This window comes from Acinetobacter sp. Tr-809 (assembly GCF_011753255.1).
In the GTDB taxonomy this organism is placed as follows: Bacteria; Pseudomonadota; Gammaproteobacteria; order Pseudomonadales; family Moraxellaceae; genus Acinetobacter.
In genome coordinates, this window is sequence record NZ_VWVZ01000004.1 from 295,724 (window position 1) to 318,735 (window position 23,012).

20 protein-coding genes and 2 pseudogenes are annotated in these 23,012 nt (G+C 42.4%); 14 read left to right on the top strand and 8 right to left on the bottom strand.

Annotation, left to right across the window (positions count from 1 at the left end; genetic code table 11):
• Nucleotides 1-50 precede the first annotated feature (50 nt).
• Complete coding sequence (locus F3J02_RS11200) at nucleotides 51-989, top strand: LysR family transcriptional regulator (RefSeq protein WP_167249533.1); 939 nt, start codon at nucleotides 51-53, stop codon at nucleotides 987-989.
• Between the two features lie 434 nt (nucleotides 990-1,423).
• On the opposite strand, the gene F3J02_RS11205 is transcribed toward F3J02_RS11200, so the two are convergent.
• The 5 genes and pseudogenes from F3J02_RS11205 to F3J02_RS11225 all read right to left on the bottom strand — a co-directional run bounded on the left by F3J02_RS11205 (nucleotide 1,424) and on the right by F3J02_RS11225 (nucleotide 7,938).
• Nucleotides 1,424-2,326 carry a hydroxymethylglutaryl-CoA lyase gene (locus F3J02_RS11205; RefSeq protein ID WP_167249319.1) on the bottom strand — a complete coding sequence of 301 codons (903 nt, stop codon included), beginning with the start codon at nucleotides 2,324-2,326 and terminating at the stop codon, nucleotides 1,424-1,426.
• Nucleotides 2,323-4,314: an acetyl/propionyl/methylcrotonyl-CoA carboxylase subunit alpha gene (locus F3J02_RS11210; RefSeq protein ID WP_167249321.1), complete on the bottom strand. Its 1,992-nt coding sequence runs from the start codon at nucleotides 4,312-4,314 to the stop codon at nucleotides 2,323-2,325. Before F3J02_RS11210 ends, F3J02_RS11205 begins: the two co-directional genes overlap by 4 nt.
• Nucleotides 4,296-5,130 (bottom strand): annotated as a pseudogene (locus F3J02_RS11215) (enoyl-CoA hydratase/isomerase family protein). The gene F3J02_RS11210 and the pseudogene F3J02_RS11215 overlap by 19 nt, the downstream one beginning before the upstream one ends.
• 9 nt (nucleotides 5,131-5,139) lie before the next feature.
• Nucleotides 5,140-6,741: a carboxyl transferase domain-containing protein gene (locus F3J02_RS11220; RefSeq protein WP_167249325.1), complete on the bottom strand. Its 1,602-nt coding sequence runs from the start codon at nucleotides 6,739-6,741 to the stop codon at nucleotides 5,140-5,142.
• 24 nt (nucleotides 6,742-6,765) lie between these two features.
• Nucleotides 6,766-7,938 carry an isovaleryl-CoA dehydrogenase gene (locus tag F3J02_RS11225; protein ID WP_167249327.1) on the bottom strand — a complete coding sequence of 391 codons (1,173 nt, stop codon included), beginning with the start codon at nucleotides 7,936-7,938 and terminating at the stop codon, nucleotides 6,766-6,768.
• 148 nt (nucleotides 7,939-8,086) lie between these two features.
• Here F3J02_RS11225 and F3J02_RS11230 point away from each other — a divergent pair, with 148 nt between their 5' ends.
• From F3J02_RS11230 to F3J02_RS11255, 6 genes are all read left to right on the top strand, one after another.
• Complete coding sequence (locus tag F3J02_RS11230; RefSeq protein WP_004652888.1) at nucleotides 8,087-8,704, top strand: TetR/AcrR family transcriptional regulator; 618 nt, start codon at nucleotides 8,087-8,089, stop codon at nucleotides 8,702-8,704.
• Between the two features lie 113 nt (nucleotides 8,705-8,817).
• Entirely contained in the window at nucleotides 8,818-10,512 is a 1,695-nt protein-coding gene (locus F3J02_RS11235) for an AMP-binding protein (RefSeq protein WP_167249329.1), read from the top strand.
• Between the two features lie 84 nt (nucleotides 10,513-10,596).
• On the top strand, nucleotides 10,597-11,589 hold the full coding sequence (bioB, locus tag F3J02_RS11240; protein ID WP_167249331.1) for a biotin synthase BioB: 993 nt from the start codon (nucleotides 10,597-10,599) through the stop codon (nucleotides 11,587-11,589).
• A 21-nt stretch (nucleotides 11,590-11,610) separates the two neighbouring features.
• A complete protein-coding gene (locus F3J02_RS11245) occupies nucleotides 11,611-12,351 on the top strand; it encodes an SAM-dependent methyltransferase (protein WP_167249333.1) in 741 nt (246 codons plus the stop codon).
• 250 nt (nucleotides 12,352-12,601) lie between these two features.
• Entirely contained in the window at nucleotides 12,602-13,888 is a 1,287-nt protein-coding gene (locus tag F3J02_RS11250; RefSeq protein ID WP_167249335.1) for a DcaP family trimeric outer membrane transporter, read from the top strand.
• A gap of 90 nt (nucleotides 13,889-13,978) precedes the next feature.
• The gene (locus F3J02_RS11255; protein ID WP_167249337.1) at nucleotides 13,979-15,346 is read left to right on the top strand and encodes an MFS transporter; all 1,368 of its coding nucleotides are present in this window, start codon (nucleotides 13,979-13,981) and stop codon (nucleotides 15,344-15,346) included.
• A 190-nt stretch (nucleotides 15,347-15,536) separates the two neighbouring features.
• Here F3J02_RS11255 and F3J02_RS11260 read toward each other — a convergent pair whose 3' ends face one another.
• Nucleotides 15,537-16,397 carry an EamA family transporter gene (locus F3J02_RS11260; RefSeq protein WP_167249339.1) on the bottom strand — a complete coding sequence of 287 codons (861 nt, stop codon included), beginning with the start codon at nucleotides 16,395-16,397 and terminating at the stop codon, nucleotides 15,537-15,539.
• A 120-nt stretch (nucleotides 16,398-16,517) separates the two neighbouring features.
• Between F3J02_RS11260 and F3J02_RS11265 the strand changes: the two genes are divergently transcribed.
• Nucleotides 16,518-16,985, top strand: a complete 468-nt coding sequence (locus F3J02_RS11265) for an Lrp/AsnC family transcriptional regulator (protein ID WP_167249341.1) — start codon at nucleotides 16,518-16,520, stop codon at nucleotides 16,983-16,985.
• 107 nt (nucleotides 16,986-17,092) lie between these two features.
• On the opposite strand, the pseudogene F3J02_RS11270 reads toward F3J02_RS11265, so the two are convergent.
• Nucleotides 17,093-17,357: pseudogene (locus F3J02_RS11270) on the bottom strand (PLP-dependent aminotransferase family protein); the annotation flags it as partial.
• 358 nt (nucleotides 17,358-17,715) lie between these two features.
• Here F3J02_RS11270 and F3J02_RS11275 point away from each other — a divergent pair.
• Nucleotides 17,716-17,991: a hypothetical protein gene (locus F3J02_RS11275; RefSeq protein WP_167249343.1), complete on the top strand. Its 276-nt coding sequence runs from the start codon at nucleotides 17,716-17,718 to the stop codon at nucleotides 17,989-17,991.
• 602 nt (nucleotides 17,992-18,593) lie between these two features.
• The gene (locus tag F3J02_RS11280) at nucleotides 18,594-19,403 is read left to right on the top strand and encodes an SDR family NAD(P)-dependent oxidoreductase (protein WP_167249345.1); all 810 of its coding nucleotides are present in this window, start codon (nucleotides 18,594-18,596) and stop codon (nucleotides 19,401-19,403) included.
• 54 nt (nucleotides 19,404-19,457) lie between these two features.
• Here F3J02_RS11280 and F3J02_RS11285 read toward each other — a convergent pair whose 3' ends face one another.
• Nucleotides 19,458-20,270 carry an IclR family transcriptional regulator gene (locus tag F3J02_RS11285; protein WP_167249347.1) on the bottom strand — a complete coding sequence of 271 codons (813 nt, stop codon included), beginning with the start codon at nucleotides 20,268-20,270 and terminating at the stop codon, nucleotides 19,458-19,460.
• Between the two features lie 266 nt (nucleotides 20,271-20,536).
• On the opposite strand from F3J02_RS11285, the gene F3J02_RS11290 reads away from it, so the two are divergent.
• From F3J02_RS11290 to F3J02_RS11305, 4 genes are read left to right on the top strand one after another with little or no spacing between them, the layout of a single operon-like run.
• Nucleotides 20,537-20,842, top strand: a complete 306-nt coding sequence (locus F3J02_RS11290) for a non-heme iron oxygenase ferredoxin subunit (RefSeq protein ID WP_167249349.1) — start codon at nucleotides 20,537-20,539, stop codon at nucleotides 20,840-20,842.
• Between the two features lie 25 nt (nucleotides 20,843-20,867).
• Complete coding sequence (locus F3J02_RS11295; RefSeq protein WP_167249351.1) at nucleotides 20,868-21,167, top strand: recombinase-like helix-turn-helix domain-containing protein; 300 nt, start codon at nucleotides 20,868-20,870, stop codon at nucleotides 21,165-21,167.
• A 17-nt stretch (nucleotides 21,168-21,184) separates the two neighbouring features.
• Nucleotides 21,185-22,252, top strand: coding sequence for an aromatic ring-hydroxylating oxygenase subunit alpha (locus F3J02_RS11300; RefSeq protein WP_167249353.1), 1,068 nt, complete (start codon nucleotides 21,185-21,187; stop codon nucleotides 22,250-22,252).
• Entirely contained in the window at nucleotides 22,245-23,009 is a 765-nt protein-coding gene (locus tag F3J02_RS11305) for an SDR family oxidoreductase (protein ID WP_167249355.1), read from the top strand. Before F3J02_RS11300 ends, F3J02_RS11305 begins: the two co-directional genes overlap by 8 nt.
• Nucleotides 23,010-23,012: the final 3 nt, after the last annotated feature.

Consider the following 23,012-nt stretch of genomic DNA (forward strand, 5'->3'; position numbering starts at 1 on the left):
TGATCCAGACTGGTGCAACAATGCGTAATTTAGAAAAAGATATTTACGTTATGCGCAAAAATCTTGATGGTGGACTGTTACATGCAATGCATGCCTTCCTGAAAGTGATTGATAGCGGGAGTTTCACGGCTGCCGCTGAACAGATGGAACTGACAACTGCGCAAGTTTCGCGATTAATTAGCGAATTAGAAGGGCGTTTAGGTACAAAACTACTACAACGATCAACCCGCCAGCATGCCTTGACCGAGATTGGTGAAACCTATGCCGAGCAGTGTCGCCAAGTACTGGCGATGGTGGAGGAATCTGAAGCACAAGCCATGGGCATGGCCGCCAGACCACAAGGGCGATTGCGGGTGTTGAGTATGGCCAGTTTTGGCCATCATTATCTGGCACCAATGATGGCAGAATTCTGTCAAACCTATCCCGACCTGACGGTTGAATATCGGACTTCGCAAAATGTGCCTGATTTATTAGGTAAGGGCATTGATGTCAGTCTATATCTCACCGAGTCATTGGCAGATTCACGGTTTGTGGCACGTCGAATTGGTACCATCTTTTCGGTGCTATGTGCATCACCTGCATATTTAGAAAAATATGGGGAGCCTCAATCCTTGGATGATTTGCAAAAGCATGCCTGCTTACGCTTGGTCAATCCCTCAATTACCCCACAATGGCATCTAGTCAGTGAAAACAGCTGCTCTTATCAGATTGATATTAATGGACCGTTGATTGCTGACACCCCTGAATTGTTGCTGGATGTGGTACAGCAGGATATGGGCATTGCCTTATTACCGACTTTCTCATCGATTGATGCGATTCGGGCAGGGCGACTGCGTCGTATTTTACCTGCTTGGCGATCACCTGATATCGGGGTGTATACCTTATTGCCATCGCGTCATTTTGTGGATGCAAAAACACGGGCATGGCTGGAGTGGGTCGAGCAGCATATTTCGCCAAAAATACAGCAAGATACGGATTATTTTTTATAACTAATCTGAGAGAGCGTTAGAAAAAGAATAACAAGGATTAAAATAAAAAATGCTTCTTTAAAAGGAGGCATTTTGTACAGAGATAATTATTAGAGTTCTTGTATAAGTCATTTTTGAGCTGTATTGAATTCGCAATGAAAGTTCCCTCTCCTTTTTAAAGGAGAGGGCTAGGGAGAGGATTTATAAGAATCCCCCTCATCCTCTTGCGGACTTATAGTCCTCATCACCAACACCAATGGAGAAGGGACTTTCAACACCAATTATTGATTATTTTTGACTATTGAAAGAGCTCTATCATATTGAAATAAATCGCATAGACGAGTCTCGTCCCAATATCTACATGGAACGAGAAAAAGGTGAGACCTAATCAGCTGAGCAAGCTTCATTGATTAAGCTTGTTGCCAAATGATCAGTGAATCGGAATCTAGGTATCACTAAGCACACTTTGTTTGCCAATATGCATTGGCATAATTCGACAAACTTTTTCGGTTGAGTACATGGCTAATATTTTGGCTGGCCTGCATCAGTTTTTCTAAATTAATGCCTGTTTCAAAGCCCATATGCGATAGCAAATAGAACAGATCTTCGGTCGAGACATTGCCTGAAGCGCCTTTGGCATAAGGGCAGCCACCCAGTCCAGCAAGAGAAGAATCAAACACACGAATGCCTTGTTGTAAGGACTGATAAATATTGGCAATCGCCATGCCGTAGGTGTTGTGGAAATGACCTGCCAAAACCTTGCTATCAATTTCTGCCAGACAGGTTTGCCAAACTTTTTTAACTCGATCAGGTGTGGCGGTACCGATGGTCTCACCCAAAGAGACTTCATAGCAGCCCATGTCATAGAGTCGTTTAACCACCTTTAGCACTTGCTCTGGTGCAATCGCACCTTCATAAGGACAATCCACGATACAAGAGACATAACCACGCACACGGATATGCTGTGCTTTGGCTGCACTTAGCACATCAGCGAATTTTTCAAAGCTCTCGTCGATTGAGCAGTTGATATTTTTACGGGTAAAGCTTTCAGAAGCTGCGGTAAATACCGCAACCTCCTTGCATCCCACCGCCTGAGCAGCCTCAAAACCTTTGATATTGGGGGTGAGCAGGCTTAAATTCAGATCAGTACCTTGTGGCAGCTGCTTAAACAACTCATCGCTTTGTGCCATTTGCGGCACCCATTTGGCAGATACACAGGAACCGACTTCAATTGATTTTAGTCCTGCATTTATCAGATCATGAATGAAGTTTAACCGTTGCTCGACGGTCAACGCCTGTTTTTCGTTTTGCAGACCATCTCGGGGTCCAACTTCCACGATTTTGACAAACTCACTCATGCAACTTCCTCCTGTAAAGGCTGAAATTCCACCAGTTCATCGCCAGCTTTCACCTGATCACCGACTTGGAAATAGGCATCAACAATCACGCCATCTTGTGGTGCGCGGATGGTGTATTCCATTTTCATGGCTTCAAGTGTCATCAGGATATCGTCTTTTTTTACATTATGATTAGCACCGACCAGAACCTGTGTTACCACACCCGGCATGGGTGCTTTGAGGTGGCCTTGATCTGCTTGGCTATCGTCTTGATGATAATCTTGGCGAATATAGGCAAATTTATGACTTTGTCCCGTATGGAATAGGGTAATGCCTTGCGGACTCTGGTTGAAAGACAGTTTTTGCTGGGTACCATTGAGATGAATCACCGCTGTATGCGCATCCAGCAATTGTCCAGAAATCTGGTAACTTTCGCCGTTATATTCTGCATTAAAACCGTGTTCTGCCGAACTGATCTTGATTTGAATATTCTGATCTAGATAGTTCAGTTTGACGGTTTGCTTAAAGGCAATATTTAAACGCCATAGCGGTTGTGCTTGCCATAACTGTTTTTGGCTAGAGCGGTTACTATTAAGTTTACTTAAAAATTCGATAAAGGCTGTGGCGACCACCAACTCAGGCTTAATCTGTTCAGGAGAGAACAAAAAATCATGTTCACGCTGAATCAGGTTGGTATCCAGTTTGGCCTGTTTAAATGAATCACAGCGTACAATCTTTTCCAGAAAGGCAATGTTGTTCCCTAAGCCATCGACATGGAATTGACTTAAGGCATGCTGCATTTGGATTAAAGCCGCTTCACGGTTTTTGCCCCATACAATCAATTTGGCAATCATTGGGTCGTAATAGGTGGTGATTTCATCACCTTCAACAATGCCGCTGTCAACACGAACAGATTGGTTTTGCGTTGGGTAGTGTAGGTAGTCAATTTTGCCGATGGCAGGTAAAAAGCCCTTTTCAGGTTCTTCAGCGTAAATACGTGCTTCAAGGGCATGACCATGAATCTGCAATTGATGTTGCAGTTTTGGTAGCGGTTCACCATCGGCGACACGCAGTTGCCATTCCACTAGATCTTCACCAGTAATCATTTCGGTGACAGGATGTTCGACTTGTAGACGGGTATTCATTTCCATGAAATAGGCAGTACCATCCTGTTCCACAATAAACTCCACTGTACCCGCACCGACATAATCCACCGCACGGGCAGCATCAATTGCCGCTTGGCGCATGGCATCCAGTTTCTCAGCAGGCATTTGCGGTGCAGGGGCTTCTTCAAGTACTTTTTGATGACGACGTTGTACTGAACAGTCCCGTTCAAACAGATGCACATAATTGCCATGCGTGTCACCAAAGACTTGTACTTCAATATGACGCGGTTGAATCACATAACGTTCAATCAGGACATCATCATTGCCAAAGCTAGACTTGGCTTCACGTTTACATGAGGCTAAGGATTGCAAGAAATCCTCGCTACGCTCAACCAAGCTCATGCCTTTACCACCACCGCCAGCACTGGCTTTGATCAGTACTGGATAACCAATTGCATCGGCTTGCTGTTTTAAAAACTCAGCCTCTTGATTGGTTCCGTGATAACCTGGTGTTAATGGCACACCTGCTTTTTCCATCAAGGCTTTAGAGGTGGCTTTGAGACCCATAGCTAAAATGGCGTCTACTGGCGGGCCAATAAAGCAAATATTGTGTTGTTGGCAAGCGAGGGCAAATTGGTCATTTTCGGACAAGAAGCCGTAACCTGGGTGAATCGCTTGGCTGCCCGTATCAATCGCCGCCTGAATAATACGATCCACCTGTAAATAGCTTTGTGTGGCAGGTGATTGCCCAATATAAATCGCTTCATCAGCCATTTTGACATGCTGTGCATGGGCATCTGCATCTGAATACACCGCAACCGTTGCAATACCGAGTTTTTTTGCAGTACGAATCACACGGCAGGCAATCTCGCCACGGTTCGCAATTAAAATCTTTTCAAACATTGTGATCGTCCTGAATTGTTGTTATTGGGAGGTGGAAGTCCACGCAGGTTGTTGTTTATTTAAAAAGGCATTCAGTCCTTCTTTGGCTTCGCTGCCTTGACGAACTTGAGCAATATGTTGTGCTGTTTGCTTGAGCAAATCATCACTCATAGTTTGGTGGCTGACCATCTGAATCAACTGTTTCGATGCAGCCTGTGCCTGTGGTCCACCGAGTAACAGTGTATCGATAATCTCTTGAACTTTTTGGTCTAAGTCTTCTGCATCTGCGACTTCATGAGCCAAGCCAATCTGTTTGGCTTCCCGTGCTGAAATGCGTTCAGCTGTTAAGAAGTAACGAGAAGCTTGTCGAGCACCAATGGCACGAATCACATAGGGACTGATAGTGGATGGCGCAAGACCGAGTCGAACTTCCGAAGTGGCAAATTTGGCATCGGTACTGGCAATACAAATATCACAAGCCGAGGCCAAACCCATGCCACCACCAAAGGCAATACCATGCACACGAGCAAGTGTCGGTTGCTTTAAGGTCGCGAGTGCATTGAGCATCTGTGCAAGTTTGAGCGCATCGGCTTCGTTTTCTGCTGAAGAGGCTTGACCAGCTTGTTTCATCCAGTTCAGGTCGGCACCTGCTGAGAAACTTTTGCCACGTCCTGCCAAGACCACTACACGCACATCATCTCGTGTGTTGAGGCTGGTAAAGCAGGTATGTAATTCTTCAATCACCGTAGTATTAAAGGCATTGTGCAGTTCTGGTCGGTTTAGCCACACATAGGCCACTTGACCTTGTTGTTCCAGTTGTAAAAATTGATAGCTCATAAACACCTCTTACATGCGGAACACGCCGAACTTGGTCGGTTGAATTGGTGCATTCAGCGCAGCAGCAAGACTTAGACCCAGCACATGACGGGTTTGAGCAGGGTCAATCACACCGTCATCCCAGAGGCGGGCAGAGGCATAATATGGATGCCCTTGGTGCTCATATTGTTCACGAATCGGTTGTTTAAATTGATCTTCTTCCTGTGCTGACCATTGCGTGCCTTTTTGCTCAATCTGATCGCGTTTCAAGGTTGATAACACACTGGCAGCCTGTTCACCACCCATCACCGAAATACGTGAGTTTGGCCATGTCCATAAAAAGCGTGGTGAATAAGCACGTCCGCACATGCCATAGTTACCTGCACCAAAAGACCCTCCAATAATCAGGGTGAGTTTCGGTACATTGGCTGTAGCAACTGCCATTACCAATTTAGCACCATGCTTGGCAATGCCTTCATTTTCGTATTGGCGGCCAACCATAAAGCCAGTGATGTTTTGGATAAACAGCAATGGGATATTGCGCTGAGTGCACAGCTCGATAAAGTGAGCGCCTTTTTGTGCAGATTCGGAAAAGAGAATACCGTTATTGGCAATGATGCCAACAGGCATACCGTACAAAGAAGCAAAACCTGTGATCAGAGTTGAGCCAAAACGTGCTTTAAATTCATCAAAGCGCGAGCCGTCTACGATGCGGGCAATCACTTCACGGACATCGAAAGGTTTACGCGCATCACTTGGCACTACGCCATAGAGTTCGTTGGCATCAAATAGTGGTTCATCAATCTGTTTGTTTAATTCATTGGGCTTTTTATTCAGATTGGCGACGATGTTACGGGCAATCGCAAGCGCGTGTTCATCATTTTCAGCCAAATGATCGGCAACCCCTGACAGGCGGGTATGTACATCACCACCACCCAAATCTTCACTGCTGACCACTTCACCTGTCGCGGCTTTGACCAATGGCGGACCACCGAGGAAAATCGTACCTTGATTACGGACAATAATCGTTTCATCCGACATGGCAGGGACATAAGCACCACCAGCGGTACAGCTGCCCATCACTACCGCAATTTGGGCGATACCTTGGCTCGACATACGTGCCTGATTATAAAAGATACGCCCGAAATGATCTCGATCAGGAAATACCTCATCTTGCATCGGTAAGAATGCACCGCCTGAATCGACGAGATAAATACACGGCAAGTGATTTTGCTCAGCAATTTCCTGCGCACGTAAATGCTTTTTTACTGTCAATGGATAATAGGTGCCACCTTTGACGGTTGCATCATTGGCGACGATCATGCAGGTTACACCATTGACTTGACCAATACCTGCAATCACACCCGCAGCAGGAATGTCATCTTCATATACCTTGTAAGCAGCCAACTGACCAATTTCTAAAAAAGCAGTGCCGACATCAATCAGTTGATCAATACGATCGCGTGGTAAAAGTTTGCCTCTGGCCAAATGTTTTTGCCGGGCATTTTCACCACCACCAAGTGCGACTTTTTGTGCCACTTGTTTCAGATCGCTGACCAATGTTTGCATGGCGTGTTGATTGGTTTTGAAGTCTTCACTTCGAACATTAATTTTGCTGTGTAATTGGTTCATAAGCTGCATCCTGAATTATGGTTATTATTTGGTTTCATTAAACAGTTCGCGGCCAATCAGCATGCGGCGAATTTCCGAAGTTCCTGCACCAATTTCATAAAGTTTGGCATCACGCCATAAACGACCAGCCGAAAATTCATTGATATACCCATTACCACCGAGCGTTTGAATGGTTTCGCCTGCCATCCACGTGGCTTTTTCTGCTGCATATAAAATCGCGCTGGCAGCATCTTTACGTAAGCTACGGTCATGGTCGGCTTTGTCACAGGCTGCACCAACCGCATAAACCAAGGCTTTACAAGCCAGCCAAGTGGAATACATATCCGCCAGTTTGCCTTGCATCAATTGAAATTCACCCAAGGCCTGACCGAATTGTTCACGTTCATGTAGGTAGGGAATCACCACATCCAAACAGGCGTCCATAATGCCTAAAGGGCCAGCACTTAAAACTGCACGTTCATAGTCCAGACCACTCATTAGTACTTTGGCACCGTTGCCAACACCACCGAGTACGTTTTCAGCAGGTACTTCAACATTGTCAAAAAACAACGGATATGTATTAGAGCCACGCATACCCAACTTATCTAGGTGCTTACCATGACTAAAACCGGGCATGTCTTTTTCAATCAGGAAGGCAGTCATGCCTTTGGCACCCGCATGTGGATCAGTTTTGGCATAAACAACCAGTACATCAGCATCACCGCCATTGGTGATCCACATTTTTGAACCATTGAGAACAAAATGATCGCCTTTTTGTTCAGCACGGAGTTTCATACTGACCACATCCGAACCAGCATTGGGTTCAGACATCGCTAAGGCACCGACAAAGTCACCTGAAATCAGCTTGGGTAAATACTTGTGCTTTTGTTGCTCACTGCCGTTACGGTTGATCTGGTTAATACACAAGTTAGAATGCGCACCGTAAGAAAGACCAATAGATGCGGATGCGCGCGAAATTTCTTGCAACACGATGATATGTGCCAGATAGCCTAGATTGGTGCCACCATATTCCTCAGAAACGGTTAAGCCCATCAGCCCCATATCACCAAATTTTTTCCAAAGATGAGCAGGGAAGACATTGTCCTGATCGACTTGTTGAGCGATTGGTGCAATTTCCTTTGCACAAAATGCAGCAACCGAATCTTGTAGAGCAATTAACGTTTCATCCAGACCAAAGTTCAAGCTACGTAGGTTCATTATGTTGTCATCCCAGTGATTATATTTGTTGTTCCATTAAGCGTTGTTGTGTGTGCTTAGGAACTACCTTACAATGAATTTTTAAAAAAGTGAATAGTGATTCATAAAATGATTTACAATTCACTTTATTTGTTAGAGAATAAAATTTATGAGCTATAAACGATCAACTTTAATGCAGGAGCGGATGGAGCAAAATCGTAAATCGATTTTGAGTTCAGCCAGAAAATTAATTTCAGAGGGAGGGTTCAAAGACGCACAGATACAAACCATTGCTGAGCAAGCAGGGGTCTCAAGTGGTCTGGTTTATCGCTACTTTGACAATAAAAGTCAGGTGTTAATTGAAGTCTTGTCAGAAGCCATCAATACCGAGCTGTTGGTGATTGATGCCATCACAGAAAGTGATCTGACAGCACAACAAAAATTGCATAAGGCAGTCGCGACCTTTGTAAAACGGGCCTTGAATAGTCCGCAGCTGGCATATGCACTTATGTTTGAACCAGTGGATTCAACTGTTGAACATGAGCGTTTTCGGGTAAAGCAGTTGATTAAACAAAGTATTAAAAAAATCCTTGCGGATGGAAATGCAAGTGGTGAATTTGTTTTGGATGACTTAAACACAACAGCCATGTGTGTGGTTGGGGCGATGACCTATGTGGTGGTCGAACCGTTGGATCCAGCGCAAAATACCAAGTTTGATCATGCGCATAAAGACTATTTTTCCAAACAGATTGCTGACTTTTGTGTGGATGCAGTACAGAAAAAGTAGGGCAGACAAAACGGTTTAACATCACAATAACAGGCAGTTTGAAAAGTAGTTGCAGTTACAACAATTAGATCAGGTAAGAACAGAATTAAAAAAGAATCAAGGAGAATGATTCAATGCAACATGTACGGTTAAGCTATGCCTCTGGAACCAGTTCGCAGCCCCTGTTGGGGATGACGATTGGAGATAAATTTGATCAAGTCTGCCAGCAATATGCTGAGCAAGAGGCGATTGTCAGTTCACATCAGAACCGACGCTTAAGCTATAAAGCGCTACAGCATGAAGTGAATGCATTTGCCTGTAGTCTGCTCAAGCTGGGTTTGAAAAAAGGGGATCGATTGGCGATCTGGTCGCCCAACTGTGTGGAATGGACCGTGACCCAATTTGCCGCATTTAAAGCAGGCATCATTTTGGTGAACTTAAATACCGCCTATAAAAGTCATGAACTGGAATATGTACTCAATAAAGTCTCCTGCAAAGGCTTGGTTATCGCCTCACAATTCAAGACCACAGATTATCAAGAATTGCTGTGCAAGATTGCCCCAGAATTAGCATCCAGCCCTGATAAGGTATTGAATGCAGCTCGGTTACCACATTTAAAATATGTCATTAAAATTGATGAGCAGCAGCATACTGGTATTCATCGTTTTAGCGATTTACTCGAAACCCCAAATCAATCTCAGCTTGATGAGTTGCAACGCTTAGCCAAGCAGTTGCAGTTTGATGAAACCATTAATATCCAATTTACCTCAGGCACAACAGGCAATCCGAAAGGGACCATGTTGACGCATCATAATATTTTGAATAATGGTTATTTTGTCGGTGAAGGGATTGGATTAACCCCCCAAGATCGAGTCTGTATCTCAGTCCCTTTATTCCATTGTTTTGGCATGGTGATGGGCAATCTGGCTTGTATCACGCATGGTGCAACCATGGTTTATCCTGCTTCTGTATTTAATCCATTGGAAACCTTAAAAACCATTGAGCAGGAAAAATGTACGGCAGCTTATGGTGTGCCGACCATGTTTATTGCCATTTTGGAACATGAGCAATTTGCTGAATTTGATTTGAGCAGTTTACGTACGGGCATTATGGCAGGTAGTCCATGTCCGAGAGAAATCATGCAGCGTGTGATTGACCGTATGCATATGTCAGAAATCACCATCTGTTATGGCATGACCGAAACCTCTCCAGTCAGTGTGCAGAGTTATATTGATGATTCAATTGATAAACGCGTTAGCACAGTGGGACATGTTCATCCACATTTAGAAGTTAAAATTGTCGATTTAGAAGACGAAATTGTGCCACAAGGAACACTGGGTGAACTTTGTGTACGTGGTTATTCCGTAATGGCGGGGTATTGGGATGAGCCTGAAAAAACCAAAGAAGTCATCGACACTGCAGGCTGGATGCATACTGGGGATATCGCTGAAATGGACAGTGAAGGCTTTGTCAAAATCAAAGGTCGGATTAAAGATGTCGTCATTCGCGGCGGTGAAAACCTGTTTCCTAAAGAAATCGAAGACTTTTTATATACCCATCCCGATGTCTGTGATGTGCAAGTGATTGGTCTACCCGACATGCGTTATGGTGAGGAACTCTGCGCCTGCATTATTTTGCATGAACATCATCAAAGCAATGAAGACACTATCCGCAGCTTCTGCAAAGAGCATATTTCACATAATAAAGTGCCACGTTACGTTAAGTTTTTTGATGAGTTCCCAATGACCGCATCAGGCAAAGCACAGAAATTTAAATTGCAGGAAATCATGCGGGTAGAACTGAATTTGACTACTGAAATTTTTGATTAAAACTGTATTCCTCCTCAGTGTATTGAGACTGAGGAGGAGCTTTGATGTCGTGGTTGTCTAAATATAGAATGTCAGGATCAATAAATGAAGATTAGAAATGATTGGTCACGTGCAGAAATACAGGCTGTGTATGAGCAGCCTTTATTAGATTTGCTGTCTCAGGCACAACAGTTACACCGACAGTATTTTGCTGCGAATACGATTCAGGTCAGTACTTTGCTGTCTATTAAGACTGGGAAATGTCCAGAAGATTGCAAGTATTGTTCGCAATCAGCACGTTATGATTCAAAACTGGAAGCAGAAAAACGCATTGCCGTCGAGAAAGTCATTCAAGAGGCACAAAAGTCTAAAGCCTCAGGTGCATCTCGTTTTTGTATGGGAGCCGCATGGCGCAATCCACACGAGCGCGATATGCCTTATGTACTGGACATGGTGCGTGAGGTCAAAGCTTTGGGACTGGAAACCTGTATGACCTTGGGCATGCTGAATGCTTCTCAGGCGGAGCGTTTAAAAGATGCTGGTCTAGATTATTACAACCATAATCTGGATACCTCGCGGGAATATTATTCCCACATTATCAGCACCCGAACCTTTGATGATCGACTGGATACCTTAGACCATGTTCGTCAGGCAGGCTTGAAAGTCTGTAGTGGTGGGATTGTCGGTTTAGGTGAAAGCCGCGAGGATCGGATTGGTCTTTTACACGAGTTAGCGACTTTGCCACTACATCCAGAATCCGTGCCCATCAATATGTTGGTACCGATTGAAGGAACACCGTTGGCTCAAGTCGAAAAACTGGATGTTGTTGAGTGGATTCGGACCATTGCGGTGGCACGATTAATTATGCCCAAAAGTTATATTCGACTCTCCGCAGGCCGTGAAGCATTAACCGATTCAGATCAAGCTCTAGCATTTATGGCAGGTGCCAATTCTATTTTTTCGGGTGAAAAACTGTTGACCACTGCCAATGCGGGCGAAAATCGTGATCACGCTTTATTTCAAAAATTGGGTTTGAGTATTGAAGCGAGTAAACCTTCTATAAAGCAGTTATCTGTTGATGCAATGCTGACTGTTTAAGACTTAAAAGTAGAGGATCAAATGGCGAAAGATTTTAACAGTCAAAAAGTGGTGGAACGCTATGACGATCATATTCGTCGTCTGATTCCAGGTTATGAGCTGATGCATCAACAAGTGGATGCGATTTTACAGTCAGCTTTAAGTGCAGACGCAGAGATTTTAATTGTCGGTTGTGGCACAGGCTATGAGCTTGAATATCTACTGAACAGACATCCAACTTGGCGCTTTACGGCTGTTGATCCTTCTTTGAGTATGTTGCAGAAAGCACAAGCCTTGATTCAGGGACTGGGTCAGTCCGAGCGGGTGCAATTTGTTCATGGCGAAACAGCAGCATTACCTACACAGCCAAAATTTGATGCGGCCTTGTCAATTTTAGTTGCGCATTTTGTGCCGCATGCGCTTAAACCGAGTTTCTTTGCTGAAATATCACAGCGATTAAAAGCGGATGGGTTGCTCATGACCTATGACCTGATGGCCTGTGAAGCTCCTCAACAATTCAAAGCTTTGCCACTGCTGTGTCAGAACAATGGCCTGAGTGTCGAGCAGAGCCAAGCCATGATGGAACGTTTAGAGCAAGATTTTTTCACGCTCTCTTTTGACGCTTATCAGCAACTACTTCAGTGCACAGGTTTTGAACAGGCGCGTTGCTTTAGCCAAGTTTTAACTTATCAAGGACTGATTGCTCAGAAAAAACAAGAGGATATCTTGACCTCGGAACATTCTGGTAAGGCAGTTTTCACTCAACAAGGAATTCAACATTAGAACAGCAACTTAATTTTTAGCTTTTAACTGAAGTTTTTAACAGTGGCTGCAATTGCCGCTGCTAGGTTGTGTTGTCTTTAAAAAAAGTGGCTATTTATTTAAATAGGAGGTGAAAACTAGATAAATCAATGCTTTGAAGTTTTTAGAATAAAAAATGTGATGTGGTACATCGGTACGACAAAGGAACAACACAAACAAAGAATGATCTTAAAACGGGTTTTAAGATCAGCCGAAAAGGAAATTGATTTTAATGAAAAAGCTTATTTTAACGGTACAAAAAAGCATGCTGGCTGCGGCAGTTTTAACGGCTATGTCCTCTGCTTATTCGGGAACTGAGAGTGCTGAAATTGCACAGCTTAGACAAGAAGTACAAGAGTTGCGCGCCATGCTGCAACAATATGTAAAGCAACCTGTTTCTTCTCAATCGACGGCTCAAGTCGCGGTTGCTGCTTCGCCACAAGTAACTGAAACACAAGCCCCAAAATTGAACATCAGCAAAGGTGGGGCTGAAGTGAATTTATATGGTTATATCCGTGCTGATGCCTCGTATCAGGCCAAAGGTGCATCGACCATGTATAACAATATCAGTGGCGTACCACTAGAACATACTGCCGAGGAAGCTCAGCAAAAAGACCGCTTGCATTCAACCGTCAACGTCACCCGTTTAGGTTTGAATTTTAAAACACCGACGGCGGCAGGCGATGTTGGCGGCAAGCTGGAAACGGATTTCTTTGGTGGCAGCACACGCGATCAATTCCGTATTCGTCATGCCTATTTAACCTTTGATAAATGGTTGATTGGTCAGACTTGGTCCACTTTTATTGCGCCTGAATATTATCCAGAAACCATTGATGCGGGAACCTATGTCGGTGGCGCATTACAACGCTCTCCGTTGGTACGTTATAGCGATAATTTATCAGCCAATACCAGTTTTGCTGTCGCGATTGAAGATCCTAAATATACCGCAACTTCCGACCCTGATAATGAAATGCGTTTGCCTGCTTTAGTTGGGCGGTTGAACCATAAATTTGTCAATGGTTCACTGTTGTCAGGTCGTACTTTTATGGCCGAGAAAAAGACCAGTAATGATGAGGAATGGGCATGGGGTGTAGGCCTAGGGGGTAAATATCAGCTGACACCACAAACTTTCTTAAAAGCCGATTATTACCATGTTAAAGGTGATGGCCGCTTCCTACTTTGGAGCAATAACAGCTATGTAATTGATGATAAAAATCATATTCAGAGCAATGAATTCGACACCATTTCAGCAGGTCTAACCCATCAGTTTAATTCGAAGCTTCGCTCAACCTTGGGCTATGGCTATATGAAAGCCAAGGATGACAATACTTTTGCTGAAATTCAAAAAAATAATGCAACTCAAAACAAGCAGCTTTGGCAGGGTTGGATCAATGCCATGTACAGCCCGTATAAACCGATTACCTTGGGCGTGGAGTATGTCTATGGCGAGCGCGAAACCTTTGACGGCCGTAACGGGATTGATAACCGCTTCAATATGATGGCGAGTTACGATTTTTAATCAAGACCTTGAATAATCTGTTTTTTCTTTAGGGTGCAGTATGTCGTTTTAAAAATGAACAAGAATTTATCTCATAGAGGAGATGATGAAATGGCAACATCGACGTTGAATGTCAATGCAATTATTGACCAGGCAAAATTTACCCCTTTTCACTGGAGCATTTTGCTTTGGTGCTTACTGATTATTATTTTTGACGGTTATGATCTGGTTATTTATGGTGTGGTTTTACCTGTATTGATGCAGGAGTGGTCACTCACCGCGGTACAGGCAGGTATGCTGGCTAGTACTGCCTTATGTGGCATGATGTTTGGTGCCATGCTATTCGGGGCTTTGGCAGATAAAATTGGTCGCAAAAAAGTGATCTTGATCTGCGTGACTTTTTTTAGCGGTTTTACTTTCTGGGGCGCTTTTGCATCGACGCCTTTTGAGTTTGGTATTTTACGGTTTTTAGCGGGTTTAGGCATTGGTGGGGTGATGCCGAATCTGGTAGCTTTGACCTCTGAATATGCACCGAAACGGATACGCAGCACTTTAGTTGGCAGTATGTTTAGTGGCTATGCCATTGGTGGAATTATTTCGGCATTGTTGGGCAGTTATTTAGTCGAAAGCCAAGGTTGGCAAATCATGTTCTTGATTGCCGGTATTCCATTGTTGTTGTTACCGATTTTATGGAAGTTCTTACCTGAGTCATTGACCTTTTTGGTGAAAAGCGGCAAGACCGAGCAAGCCCATGCCATTATTCAGAAACTTGCACCAGAACAGGCATTCAGCAGTGAGACGCGTTTATGCTTGAATGAGGATCATCTGGATACAGGCAGTTCTGCCAAAGCCTTATTTCAACACGGTCGTGCATTAAGTACCTTGATGTTCTGGCTATTATTCTTTATGTGTTTGTTGATGGTCTATGCATTGAGTAGTTGGTTGCCAAAATTGATGCTGGCAGCAGGCTATTCATTGGGTAAAAGTATTTTATTCTTACTGGCACTGAATGTTGGGGCCATGATTGGGGCAATTTTTGGTGGCATACTTTCAGATAAATTCCACTTAAAGCCTGTGATTTTAACTATGTTTGTAGCAGGGGTATTTGCCTTGGTCGGGCTAGGCTATAACTCCCCAGCCTATATTTTATATGGTTTGGTGACGATTGCAGGGGCTGCAACCATTGGTACATCTATCTTACTTTATAGTTATGTGGCCCAATACTATCCATTGAGTGTGCGTTCGACAGGCATTGGTTGTGCGTCTGCGGTTGGAAGAATTGGTGCCATCGTTGGACCGATTTTAACAGGGATGCTACTGACCTTAGGCTTACCGCATAAGTTGAACTTTGTCATGATTGCCATCCCAGCGATTATTGCGATTTTTGCGGTGTTGGTGCTGAAACGGCATGAGTCGGATAGTGGCAGTAGAAGTACGGTCAATCCAGCAACAGACATTGCTGAAACAGGCGAAGCATAGCAATACATCATTAATTATAAAACAAAGTCGATGGGCCTAGTTCATCGACTTTGAAACCACTTTATCTTCGAGTGCAACCTTTATTGTGATGCTTTGTGGACTGATCGTCACCCGAAACAAGAAAAGTAATCGAGTAGTAGCGCTCCATCTAAACTTATCCAATATCATGATAAGAGCTATGCTTTGACGGTTAGTCCTTATTGTTTTTATAAGAGAAATAGGAGCAACCCGCACATGAGAGCATAATGATGGCAATACCCAGGATTTGATAAGAATTAAGATGCTCATTCAAGATCAGCCAACCTGCAAGGGCACTGACAGCAGGAGAGGCACTTAGTAAAATTCCAAACACTTTTGGTTCTAGTTTTTTCATTGCAAAAATATCTAACAAGAATGGAATGGTACTGGAAAGTAGCGACACTAAAACACAGAGCAGTAAAATCCAATAAGAATGAAATAGCTGATTCAGATCAGAAATGCCAAAGGGCAGCGCAAATAAAGTTGCGACCAACATGCCAATTGCCACTGTATTGCTGCCGCCTTTTGCGACTTTCGTACCGTAAATGATATACATGCCCCAACAGAATGCTGCGGCAAGCGCATAAAACATGCCGATATAACTAAAATTCTGATTGGCATTGCCTAGCGGTAACAGCATTAGCCCCACAAACGACAAAGCACCCCATAGTAAATCCTGCCTCTGCTTTGACATCAAAATGGCAACGGTGAGTGGACCCAAGACTTCAATTGAAATAGCAATACCAATCGATAAATGGGAAAAAGCCTTATAGATCAAAAGATTCATTAAACTCAGAATCAGTCCATAAATGATCAGATTTTTCCAATCCATCTGGCTGTTGACGTTGCGCCAAGGTTTGAAAATCATCCATAACAATAGGGCTGAGAAACTTAAACGAATCAATGCAACCCCTTCGGCACCAAAGATCGGAAATAGAGTTTTGGCAATCGCTGCCCCAATTTGTACCGAGGCAAGCGATAGGCATGCTGCGGCTAAGGCAAATTCTTGCTTATTGTGTGCAGAATGAATCATGTTGGTGACCAATGGATTGATCATGAGATTTTAGTTCTAGAATGATGATTAAATAGTGCTTATTGATTGAAGTGGATGAGTAATTCACTCTATTATCGAAGAAAAATGAGGAATTAATTCATGGCAGAAATTTCACTCGATCATTTTGACTATGCAATTTTAAGAATATTGCAGCAGGACAATAAGACCTCACATCGTCAGATTTCTGAACAAATCGGATTGTCTCAGGCATCGGTACAACGGCGTATTATTCGAATGGAACAGGAGTCGATCATTGAAAAAAATTGTGCGGTACTGAATCCAAAGCGTTTTGGGGAAAAAGTGACATCAATTATTGAGGTCCGTTTAAGTGAAGATCGCTCAATCGTAATGGATCGAGCAAAGCAATACTTTGCGGCAGTTGAAGAAATCCAGCAATGCTATTTCGTCAATGGTGGTGTGTCTTTTATCATGATTATGATCTCCAATAACTTATCTCACTTTGAAGCTTCAGTAAGAAAGCATTTTGCAGACAATCAGGATGTAAAAACCTATCGGACTTTAATTGTTTTAGATCGAGTCAAAGTCAGTTTAGATCTTTGTTTTTAATTTGGATTGAAATGCTGATTCAGTTTCACTTGGTTGAGGTGTGAATCCATACAAGGGGTGTTGCCTAGACCTTCTAAACCAAGTGCTGTTCTACTGCGATCAACGGCTCTGGGGAAAAGCTCAACATCATTTTCAATCGAGCATTGACCTAAAATACTAAAAGCAAAAGTCATGTCCTGTTCTTGAACACAGGCAAATCCTAGCAATATACCCGATTGAATGGGGGTATCGACACCTGAATAATATTGTGACAATGGGTGAACATTGATCCCTGCGAGAAAGTGCGAGTGCAGAGATTGCAACACTATTGGCATGATCAGCTAATTTAAGCACCAGATGCAGCCCAGTATCATGATTAAACTCATATAAAAACAGATCTCGGATATAACGGCAAAATGGAGTAAATAGTGCGGATGCTTTTTTAATTTAGTACTTACATTGTTTTTATTGAAATTCTTGAGGATATTATGGGTGGGATATTATTATAGTTTATGAGGTTTTTATTTAGGCCTGATTATGTCTACTAATTTTTTATAATTAAATTTTAATCTATATGATATTTTTATATTTGATGGATTGTCTTTGTGTGTTCACATCTTAATTTTGGTTTGGAGTTTGGAGCGTTTTTGATATGTGAATAAAGACTATATTGTTAATTTATTAGGTTTTTTGTGTTCACTCAGTTGGTTGTGTTTTTAATATAATAACTCTTTTGTTTTGAGAGTTGATAGTGAAGAAGTGGGTTTGCAAGAAATGTGGTTTGTATAAGCGAATTGTTCCAAGCAATATTAAATTAGGTCGAAAAGTTTTCTTTATACAAAAGGAAGCTGATAATATGGGTAAAGTAACTGAAATAATATATAAGGGTTCAGTTGTAAGCCGAAATGATGATGTCCTGATGATACTAAGTAATGGTCTTTTATTTACAGTTAAAGATACTGATGTTTATCCGGAAGATGCGCCAGTGTATTTTGTGTATAATATGTTTGGGGTTTGCGAGTGCTAATTATTTAATGTAATGGAGTTTTGGTTGGGTTGTAATTGTGAAAATTTATAAAATTAAAATAAAAAATATTGTTGGTGGTCTATATTTGTTTTGAGATTAATTCATTATTTTATAAAAATAAAAACTAACAATATTTATCTTAATAAGTAATGGTGTGCTTTAAAGTGGTTGTAATCATAGTTGGGAAATTATGATCTTTAATTTAATTAATACTTAAGTTTGTTCGTTTAAGCTATATTCAATAGAAAAATAAAATCTATTTGATAGAGGGTGTCGCATATAAAATTCTCAAAATCTTACTCACTGTTACTATTGAGGAAGGCTTCACTCAGAAAAATTGATACTCGTAGACATTTACCGTACACCTTTGACTGTAATGCTCAATAGCCAAGCTTACAGAAATAACATTCATACAGTTACATATGCTAGTAAAATGTGGGCTGATTATTACAGCAGTTATGAATCAAGTTCAGATTGAAGCCTGCCAAATAGGGGCCTTCAAGGTCATTTGGCTATTCAAAAAATCGTAAAAAAGGTACTAAGCCACGATGTTGTCTAATAATGGTTAGATGATCAAAACAGAATATTTTAGGAAGAAAACAATGGATTTAAAGGATAAAACCATCATTATTACAGGTGCTTCAAGTGGGATCGGAGAACAAGCTGCCATACAACTGGCGCAAGCAGGTGCTATAGTTTGCCTCATTGCACGTCGGCTAGATGAGCTGCAACGCATTCAGAGTAGCATTCAGGCACAAGGTGGGCGAGTTTCTATTTATCCAGCTGATTTGACCCAGCTAGAACAAGCGCAAAGCTGTATCACTCAGATTTTATCAGAGCATAAGCAAGTGGATGTTTTAGTCAATAATGCAGCCCGTTCCATTCGCCGTCCGATTCTTGAATCGCTTGATCGCCTGCACGACTATACGCGTACCATGCAGATTAATTATTTTGCAGCAGTGAATTTGACGCTGGGTTTATTGCCACATTTCTTAGCCAATGGTGCAGGGCATATTGTCAATATCTCGACCATGTCTACTCAAGTGCCAATTCCATTATTCTCGGCTTATCTGGCCAGTAAATCTGCACTCGAGTCCTTTTCCCGTTCATTATCCATGGAACTCAAAGGTAAAGGTATTGACGTCAGTATTGTGTATTTTCCAATGGTCAGAACACCAATGTCATCCAAGACCGCAATCTACAAACACATGAAAATGTTGGATACACCTGCTGCTGCAGGCTGGATTGTAAAAGCGATTCAAGAAAAATCCTATCGTGTCAGCAGTAAAACAGGTTTGGTTGCCAATGCGGTATTGAATACCGTACCCACATGGATGATGAATTTGTCACGTCCTTTGTTTGATGCGATGGATAAACGTTTAAAAAATAAATTAAAGACAGATCAAGCCTGATGATTGAAGTCTGAAAATCTAAAAAAGCAGCAAAAGCTGCTTTTTTGTTATCCCTTAATAGATAAATTGAGAAATCTTATCTGCACTTTGAATCACTGTATCTGCAATTTCATTTCTAAAATAATGTTCATCATAACTGCCTAAAGGACAACTCACAGATAACACAGCTGCCATTTTATGAGTAGATTGTTTAAAAATTGGTGCAGCACATGCCGCCATATCATGATTGTAATGCCCCCAACTGACCATAGAGCGTTGTGTTTTGACAAAACTGAGGCGTTGTAACAGCTCCTTGAGGTTTTTAGGTGTAAGTTCTGAGAATGTATCCCATTGATTAAAGTTTTTATAACGGTCACGAATTTCAGTTTCGCTGAGATCGGCCAACATCATTTGTCCAATCACGGTGGCGTGTGCAGGCCAGCGTGTGCCTAAACCAATATTGCTGGTAAATGTGCCATTCGATTGAATGTTGTTGATAAAGACAATATACGTGCCTTCCAAGATGGATAAATGCACCGCCAGTTGGGTTTGATCACGCAGTTCTTTCATCAATGGTGTGGCTAAATCTAATAAGGACTGTTTCGACAAACTATTAAAACCAAGTTCCATGACCTTTGAATCGAGTGCATAGGTCTTTTGTGAAGCTTTACGTAGAAAGCCACAAGACTCCAAAGTATAGATAAGTCGAAATGCACTAGACCGGTTGACATCGAGAACTTCGGCAATCTCGGTAATGGTCATTTCTTGGGTTTGTTGATTAAAGGCTTGCAAAATTGCCAAGCCACGCACTAAGCCAGGGACTAAATAGCGATCATCATTTTTTGTGAGTTCAGATTCTTGAGAGTCTGTTTCAATGCTTGAATTCATCAGTTTAATTTTCCTACAAAAAACGCAAATCATAAAAATTTAATTTTCTTAGGATTCTATTCTAACTGCAAAGCATAATGAAAAGATAGTTTTATATATAAAACAAAATTTCCAAAGTAAAACGTAAAAGAATGTGTAATAAATATCAAATATATGAATTTAAACAAAATATAGTGTTTGACATAAAAAACAGCATAGGAGTATTCTTTATTAAAGTTTGTTATATCAAATATTGTTTTATATATAAAACAAATGAGGATGCAAGGATGAGTTGGATCTCAGTTTGTCAGCAAGACGACGTTACCGAAGACGAGCCGAAAGCCATAGAAGTCGATGGTAAGAAAATTGGCGTATTTTTCATCGATGATAATTACTTTGCCATCGAGAATGTTTGCCCACATGCCTTTGCCTTATTAACAGAAGGCTTTATTGAAGATCAAACCGTGGAATGTCCGTTACATGAGGCCATTTTTGATATTCAAACAGGTGAGTTGAAAAGTGGACCAGGATGTCGTGACCTATGTACCTATCCAGTACGTGTTGAAGGGCAGGACGTTCAAATTCAACTATAAGTCTTATTTATAAGGATGGAATCTCATGGAAACATTTAATAAGAAGCTAGCGAACTGGATTCATGCCACGCCAGCGACTGAAGCAGGGATTAACAATATTCAGATACCAGGTCAAGCTGAGCTTCTGGTTTGGCAGACACGGTATAAAGCGCCAACGGTCTATGAGCAAGATTTTGTTCAGTACTTAATTAAAGCCTTTGCAGCAGGTGTAACAGAACTTGGTGATTTAGTGCAGTCTTTAAATCAACAAGGCTTCCGTTGTGAATCTGGTGAGCTTTGGACTTCTGAAACTTTTTCAGAAGAAATGCAACGTTTAGGTTATTAATTCAAGGAAGAATAGTGATGAACGCAGCAGTATCAGTGGCACCGAGTGTAGAAGAATATTTAGATTTAGGTTTACGTGATCAGTGGCATCCAGTGTTAGCAAGCTGGGAAGTCGCGGCGAATCCAGTCGGTATTACCCGTTTAGGTGAAAATATCGTGGTTTGGCGTGATGCGGAAGGTCAGGTGCATGCTTTAGAAGATCGCTGCCCGCATCGTGGCGCACGTCTTTCTTTAGGTTGGAATCTGGGCAATCGTGTGGCTTGCTGGTATCACGGTGTCGAAGTCCGTCATGATGGCGTGGTGGAAGATGTGCCTGCGGTACATGATTGTCCAATGAAAGGCAGCTCATGTGTAAAAAGTTATCCAGTGATTGAGCAACATGGTGCGATTTTTATGTGGTTTGGCATTGATGCCAATGAAACACCTAAACCTCTTGACTTTCCAGAACAATTGGCAAGTGAAGAGTGGAGCTCATTTTTATGTCAGGCGGACTGGAAAGTAAATCATCAGTACGCAATTGATAATGTGATGGACCCGATGCACGGTAGTTATTTGCATTGCACATCACACTCAATGGCAGAGGGTGATCGTACTGCGGAAATGAAACACCGTTCAACTTCAAATGGCTTTATTTTTGAAAAAGAAGGTCAAGTCGGTGTCAATTTTGACTGGGTTGAATATGCCAATACAGGTGCAAGCTGGCTACGTCTTTCGATTCCGTATCGTAAGGATTTTGGCCCAGGTGGCGAGTTCTGGATTGTTGGTTATGCAACGCCAATTGATGAGAAAAATACCCGTGTGTTCTTCTGGCGCTGTCGTAAAGTTAGTGGCTGGCAACGTAATGTTTGGCGTTTCCTTTACCGTAACCATTTAGAAAAATTGCACTGGGATGTGTTGGAGCAAGATCGGATTATTTTAGAACATCTTGCACCGAATGCACGTCAACACGAATTCCTCTATCAACATGATGTCGGTCTATCTCGTTTACGCCGCTTAATGAAAAAAGAAGCGGAAAAACAGTTAAAGAAAATTGCAGCACTCAATAGCTCAAACCGTATTGAAATGCAGGAAGAAGTTCATGGTTAATGTCGCATTGTTGCAGGGTAAAAAAGTCCTTGTCACAGGTGCGGCAAGAGGCTTGGGACGAGACTTTGCTCAGGCCATTGCAGAATCAGGTGCGCATGTGGTGATGGCTGATATTTTGTCTGATTTGGTGCAAAAAGAGGCCACTACCTTACAGGTACAAGGCTTAAAAGTTGATGCAGTAACCATTGACCTTGCAAATGCGAACTCAATTGAACAGGCGGTTCAACAGGCTGCTGAGCATTTAGGTGGCATCGATGGGTTAGTGAATTGTGCTGCACTTGCAACCAATGTGGGTGGTAAAAGCATGATGGATTATGACGAGGATCTGTGGGATCGCGTCATGAACATTAATGTGAAAGGCACGTGGTTGGTGACCAAGGCATGTGTACCTTATCTCAAGGAGTCGCATACAGGCAAGATCATCAACGTCGCTTCAGATACCGCCTTATGGGGTGCACCGAATCTTATCGCCTATGTGGCAAGCAAAGGCGCGTTGACTGCAATGACTCGTTCGATGGCAAGGGAACTTGGGCCATTCAATATCTGTATTAACACGTTGTCACCAGGATTAACTTTGGTTGAAGCAACTGCTTATGTGCCGCAAGAACGCCATGATTTATATGTGAATGGTCGTGCGATTCAACGTCAGCAATTACCACAGGATTTGAACGGAACAGCCCTTTATTTACTATCAGATTTGTCCTCGTTTGTGACAGGACAAAATATCCCAGTAAATGGTGGTTTTGTCTTTAATTAAGGA

Excerpts from the sequence above, each read along its gene's own strand:
- F3J02_RS11200 (WP_167249533.1), top strand. The coding sequence starts at position 51 with ATGCGCAAAAATCTTGATGGTGGACTGTTACATGCAATGCATGCCTTC.
- F3J02_RS11205 (WP_167249319.1), bottom strand. The coding sequence starts at position 2,326 with ATGAGTGAGTTTGTCAAAATCGTGGAAGTTGGACCCCGAGATGGTCTG.
- F3J02_RS11210 (WP_167249321.1), bottom strand. The coding sequence starts at position 4,314 with ATGTTTGAAAAGATTTTAATTGCGAACCGTGGCGAGATTGCCTGCCGT.
- F3J02_RS11220 (WP_167249325.1), bottom strand. The coding sequence starts at position 6,741 with ATGAACCAATTACACAGCAAAATTAATGTTCGAAGTGAAGACTTCAAA.
- F3J02_RS11225 (WP_167249327.1), bottom strand. The coding sequence starts at position 7,938 with ATGAACCTACGTAGCTTGAACTTTGGTCTGGATGAAACGTTAATTGCT.
- F3J02_RS11230 (WP_004652888.1), top strand. The coding sequence starts at position 8,087 with ATGAGCTATAAACGATCAACTTTAATGCAGGAGCGGATGGAGCAAAAT.
- F3J02_RS11235 (WP_167249329.1), top strand. The coding sequence starts at position 8,818 with ATGCAACATGTACGGTTAAGCTATGCCTCTGGAACCAGTTCGCAGCCC.
- bioB (WP_167249331.1), top strand. The coding sequence starts at position 10,597 with ATGAAGATTAGAAATGATTGGTCACGTGCAGAAATACAGGCTGTGTAT.
- F3J02_RS11245 (WP_167249333.1), top strand. The coding sequence starts at position 11,611 with ATGGCGAAAGATTTTAACAGTCAAAAAGTGGTGGAACGCTATGACGAT.
- F3J02_RS11250 (WP_167249335.1), top strand. The coding sequence starts at position 12,602 with ATGAAAAAGCTTATTTTAACGGTACAAAAAAGCATGCTGGCTGCGGCA.
- F3J02_RS11255 (WP_167249337.1), top strand. The coding sequence starts at position 13,979 with ATGGCAACATCGACGTTGAATGTCAATGCAATTATTGACCAGGCAAAA.
- F3J02_RS11260 (WP_167249339.1), bottom strand. The coding sequence starts at position 16,397 with ATGATTCATTCTGCACACAATAAGCAAGAATTTGCCTTAGCCGCAGCA.
- F3J02_RS11265 (WP_167249341.1), top strand. The coding sequence starts at position 16,518 with ATGGCAGAAATTTCACTCGATCATTTTGACTATGCAATTTTAAGAATA.
- F3J02_RS11280 (WP_167249345.1), top strand. The coding sequence starts at position 18,594 with ATGGATTTAAAGGATAAAACCATCATTATTACAGGTGCTTCAAGTGGG.
- F3J02_RS11285 (WP_167249347.1), bottom strand. The coding sequence starts at position 20,270 with ATGAATTCAAGCATTGAAACAGACTCTCAAGAATCTGAACTCACAAAA.
- F3J02_RS11290 (WP_167249349.1), top strand. The coding sequence starts at position 20,537 with ATGAGTTGGATCTCAGTTTGTCAGCAAGACGACGTTACCGAAGACGAG.
- F3J02_RS11295 (WP_167249351.1), top strand. The coding sequence starts at position 20,868 with ATGGAAACATTTAATAAGAAGCTAGCGAACTGGATTCATGCCACGCCA.
- F3J02_RS11300 (WP_167249353.1), top strand. The coding sequence starts at position 21,185 with ATGAACGCAGCAGTATCAGTGGCACCGAGTGTAGAAGAATATTTAGAT.
- F3J02_RS11305 (WP_167249355.1), top strand. The coding sequence starts at position 22,245 with ATGGTTAATGTCGCATTGTTGCAGGGTAAAAAAGTCCTTGTCACAGGT.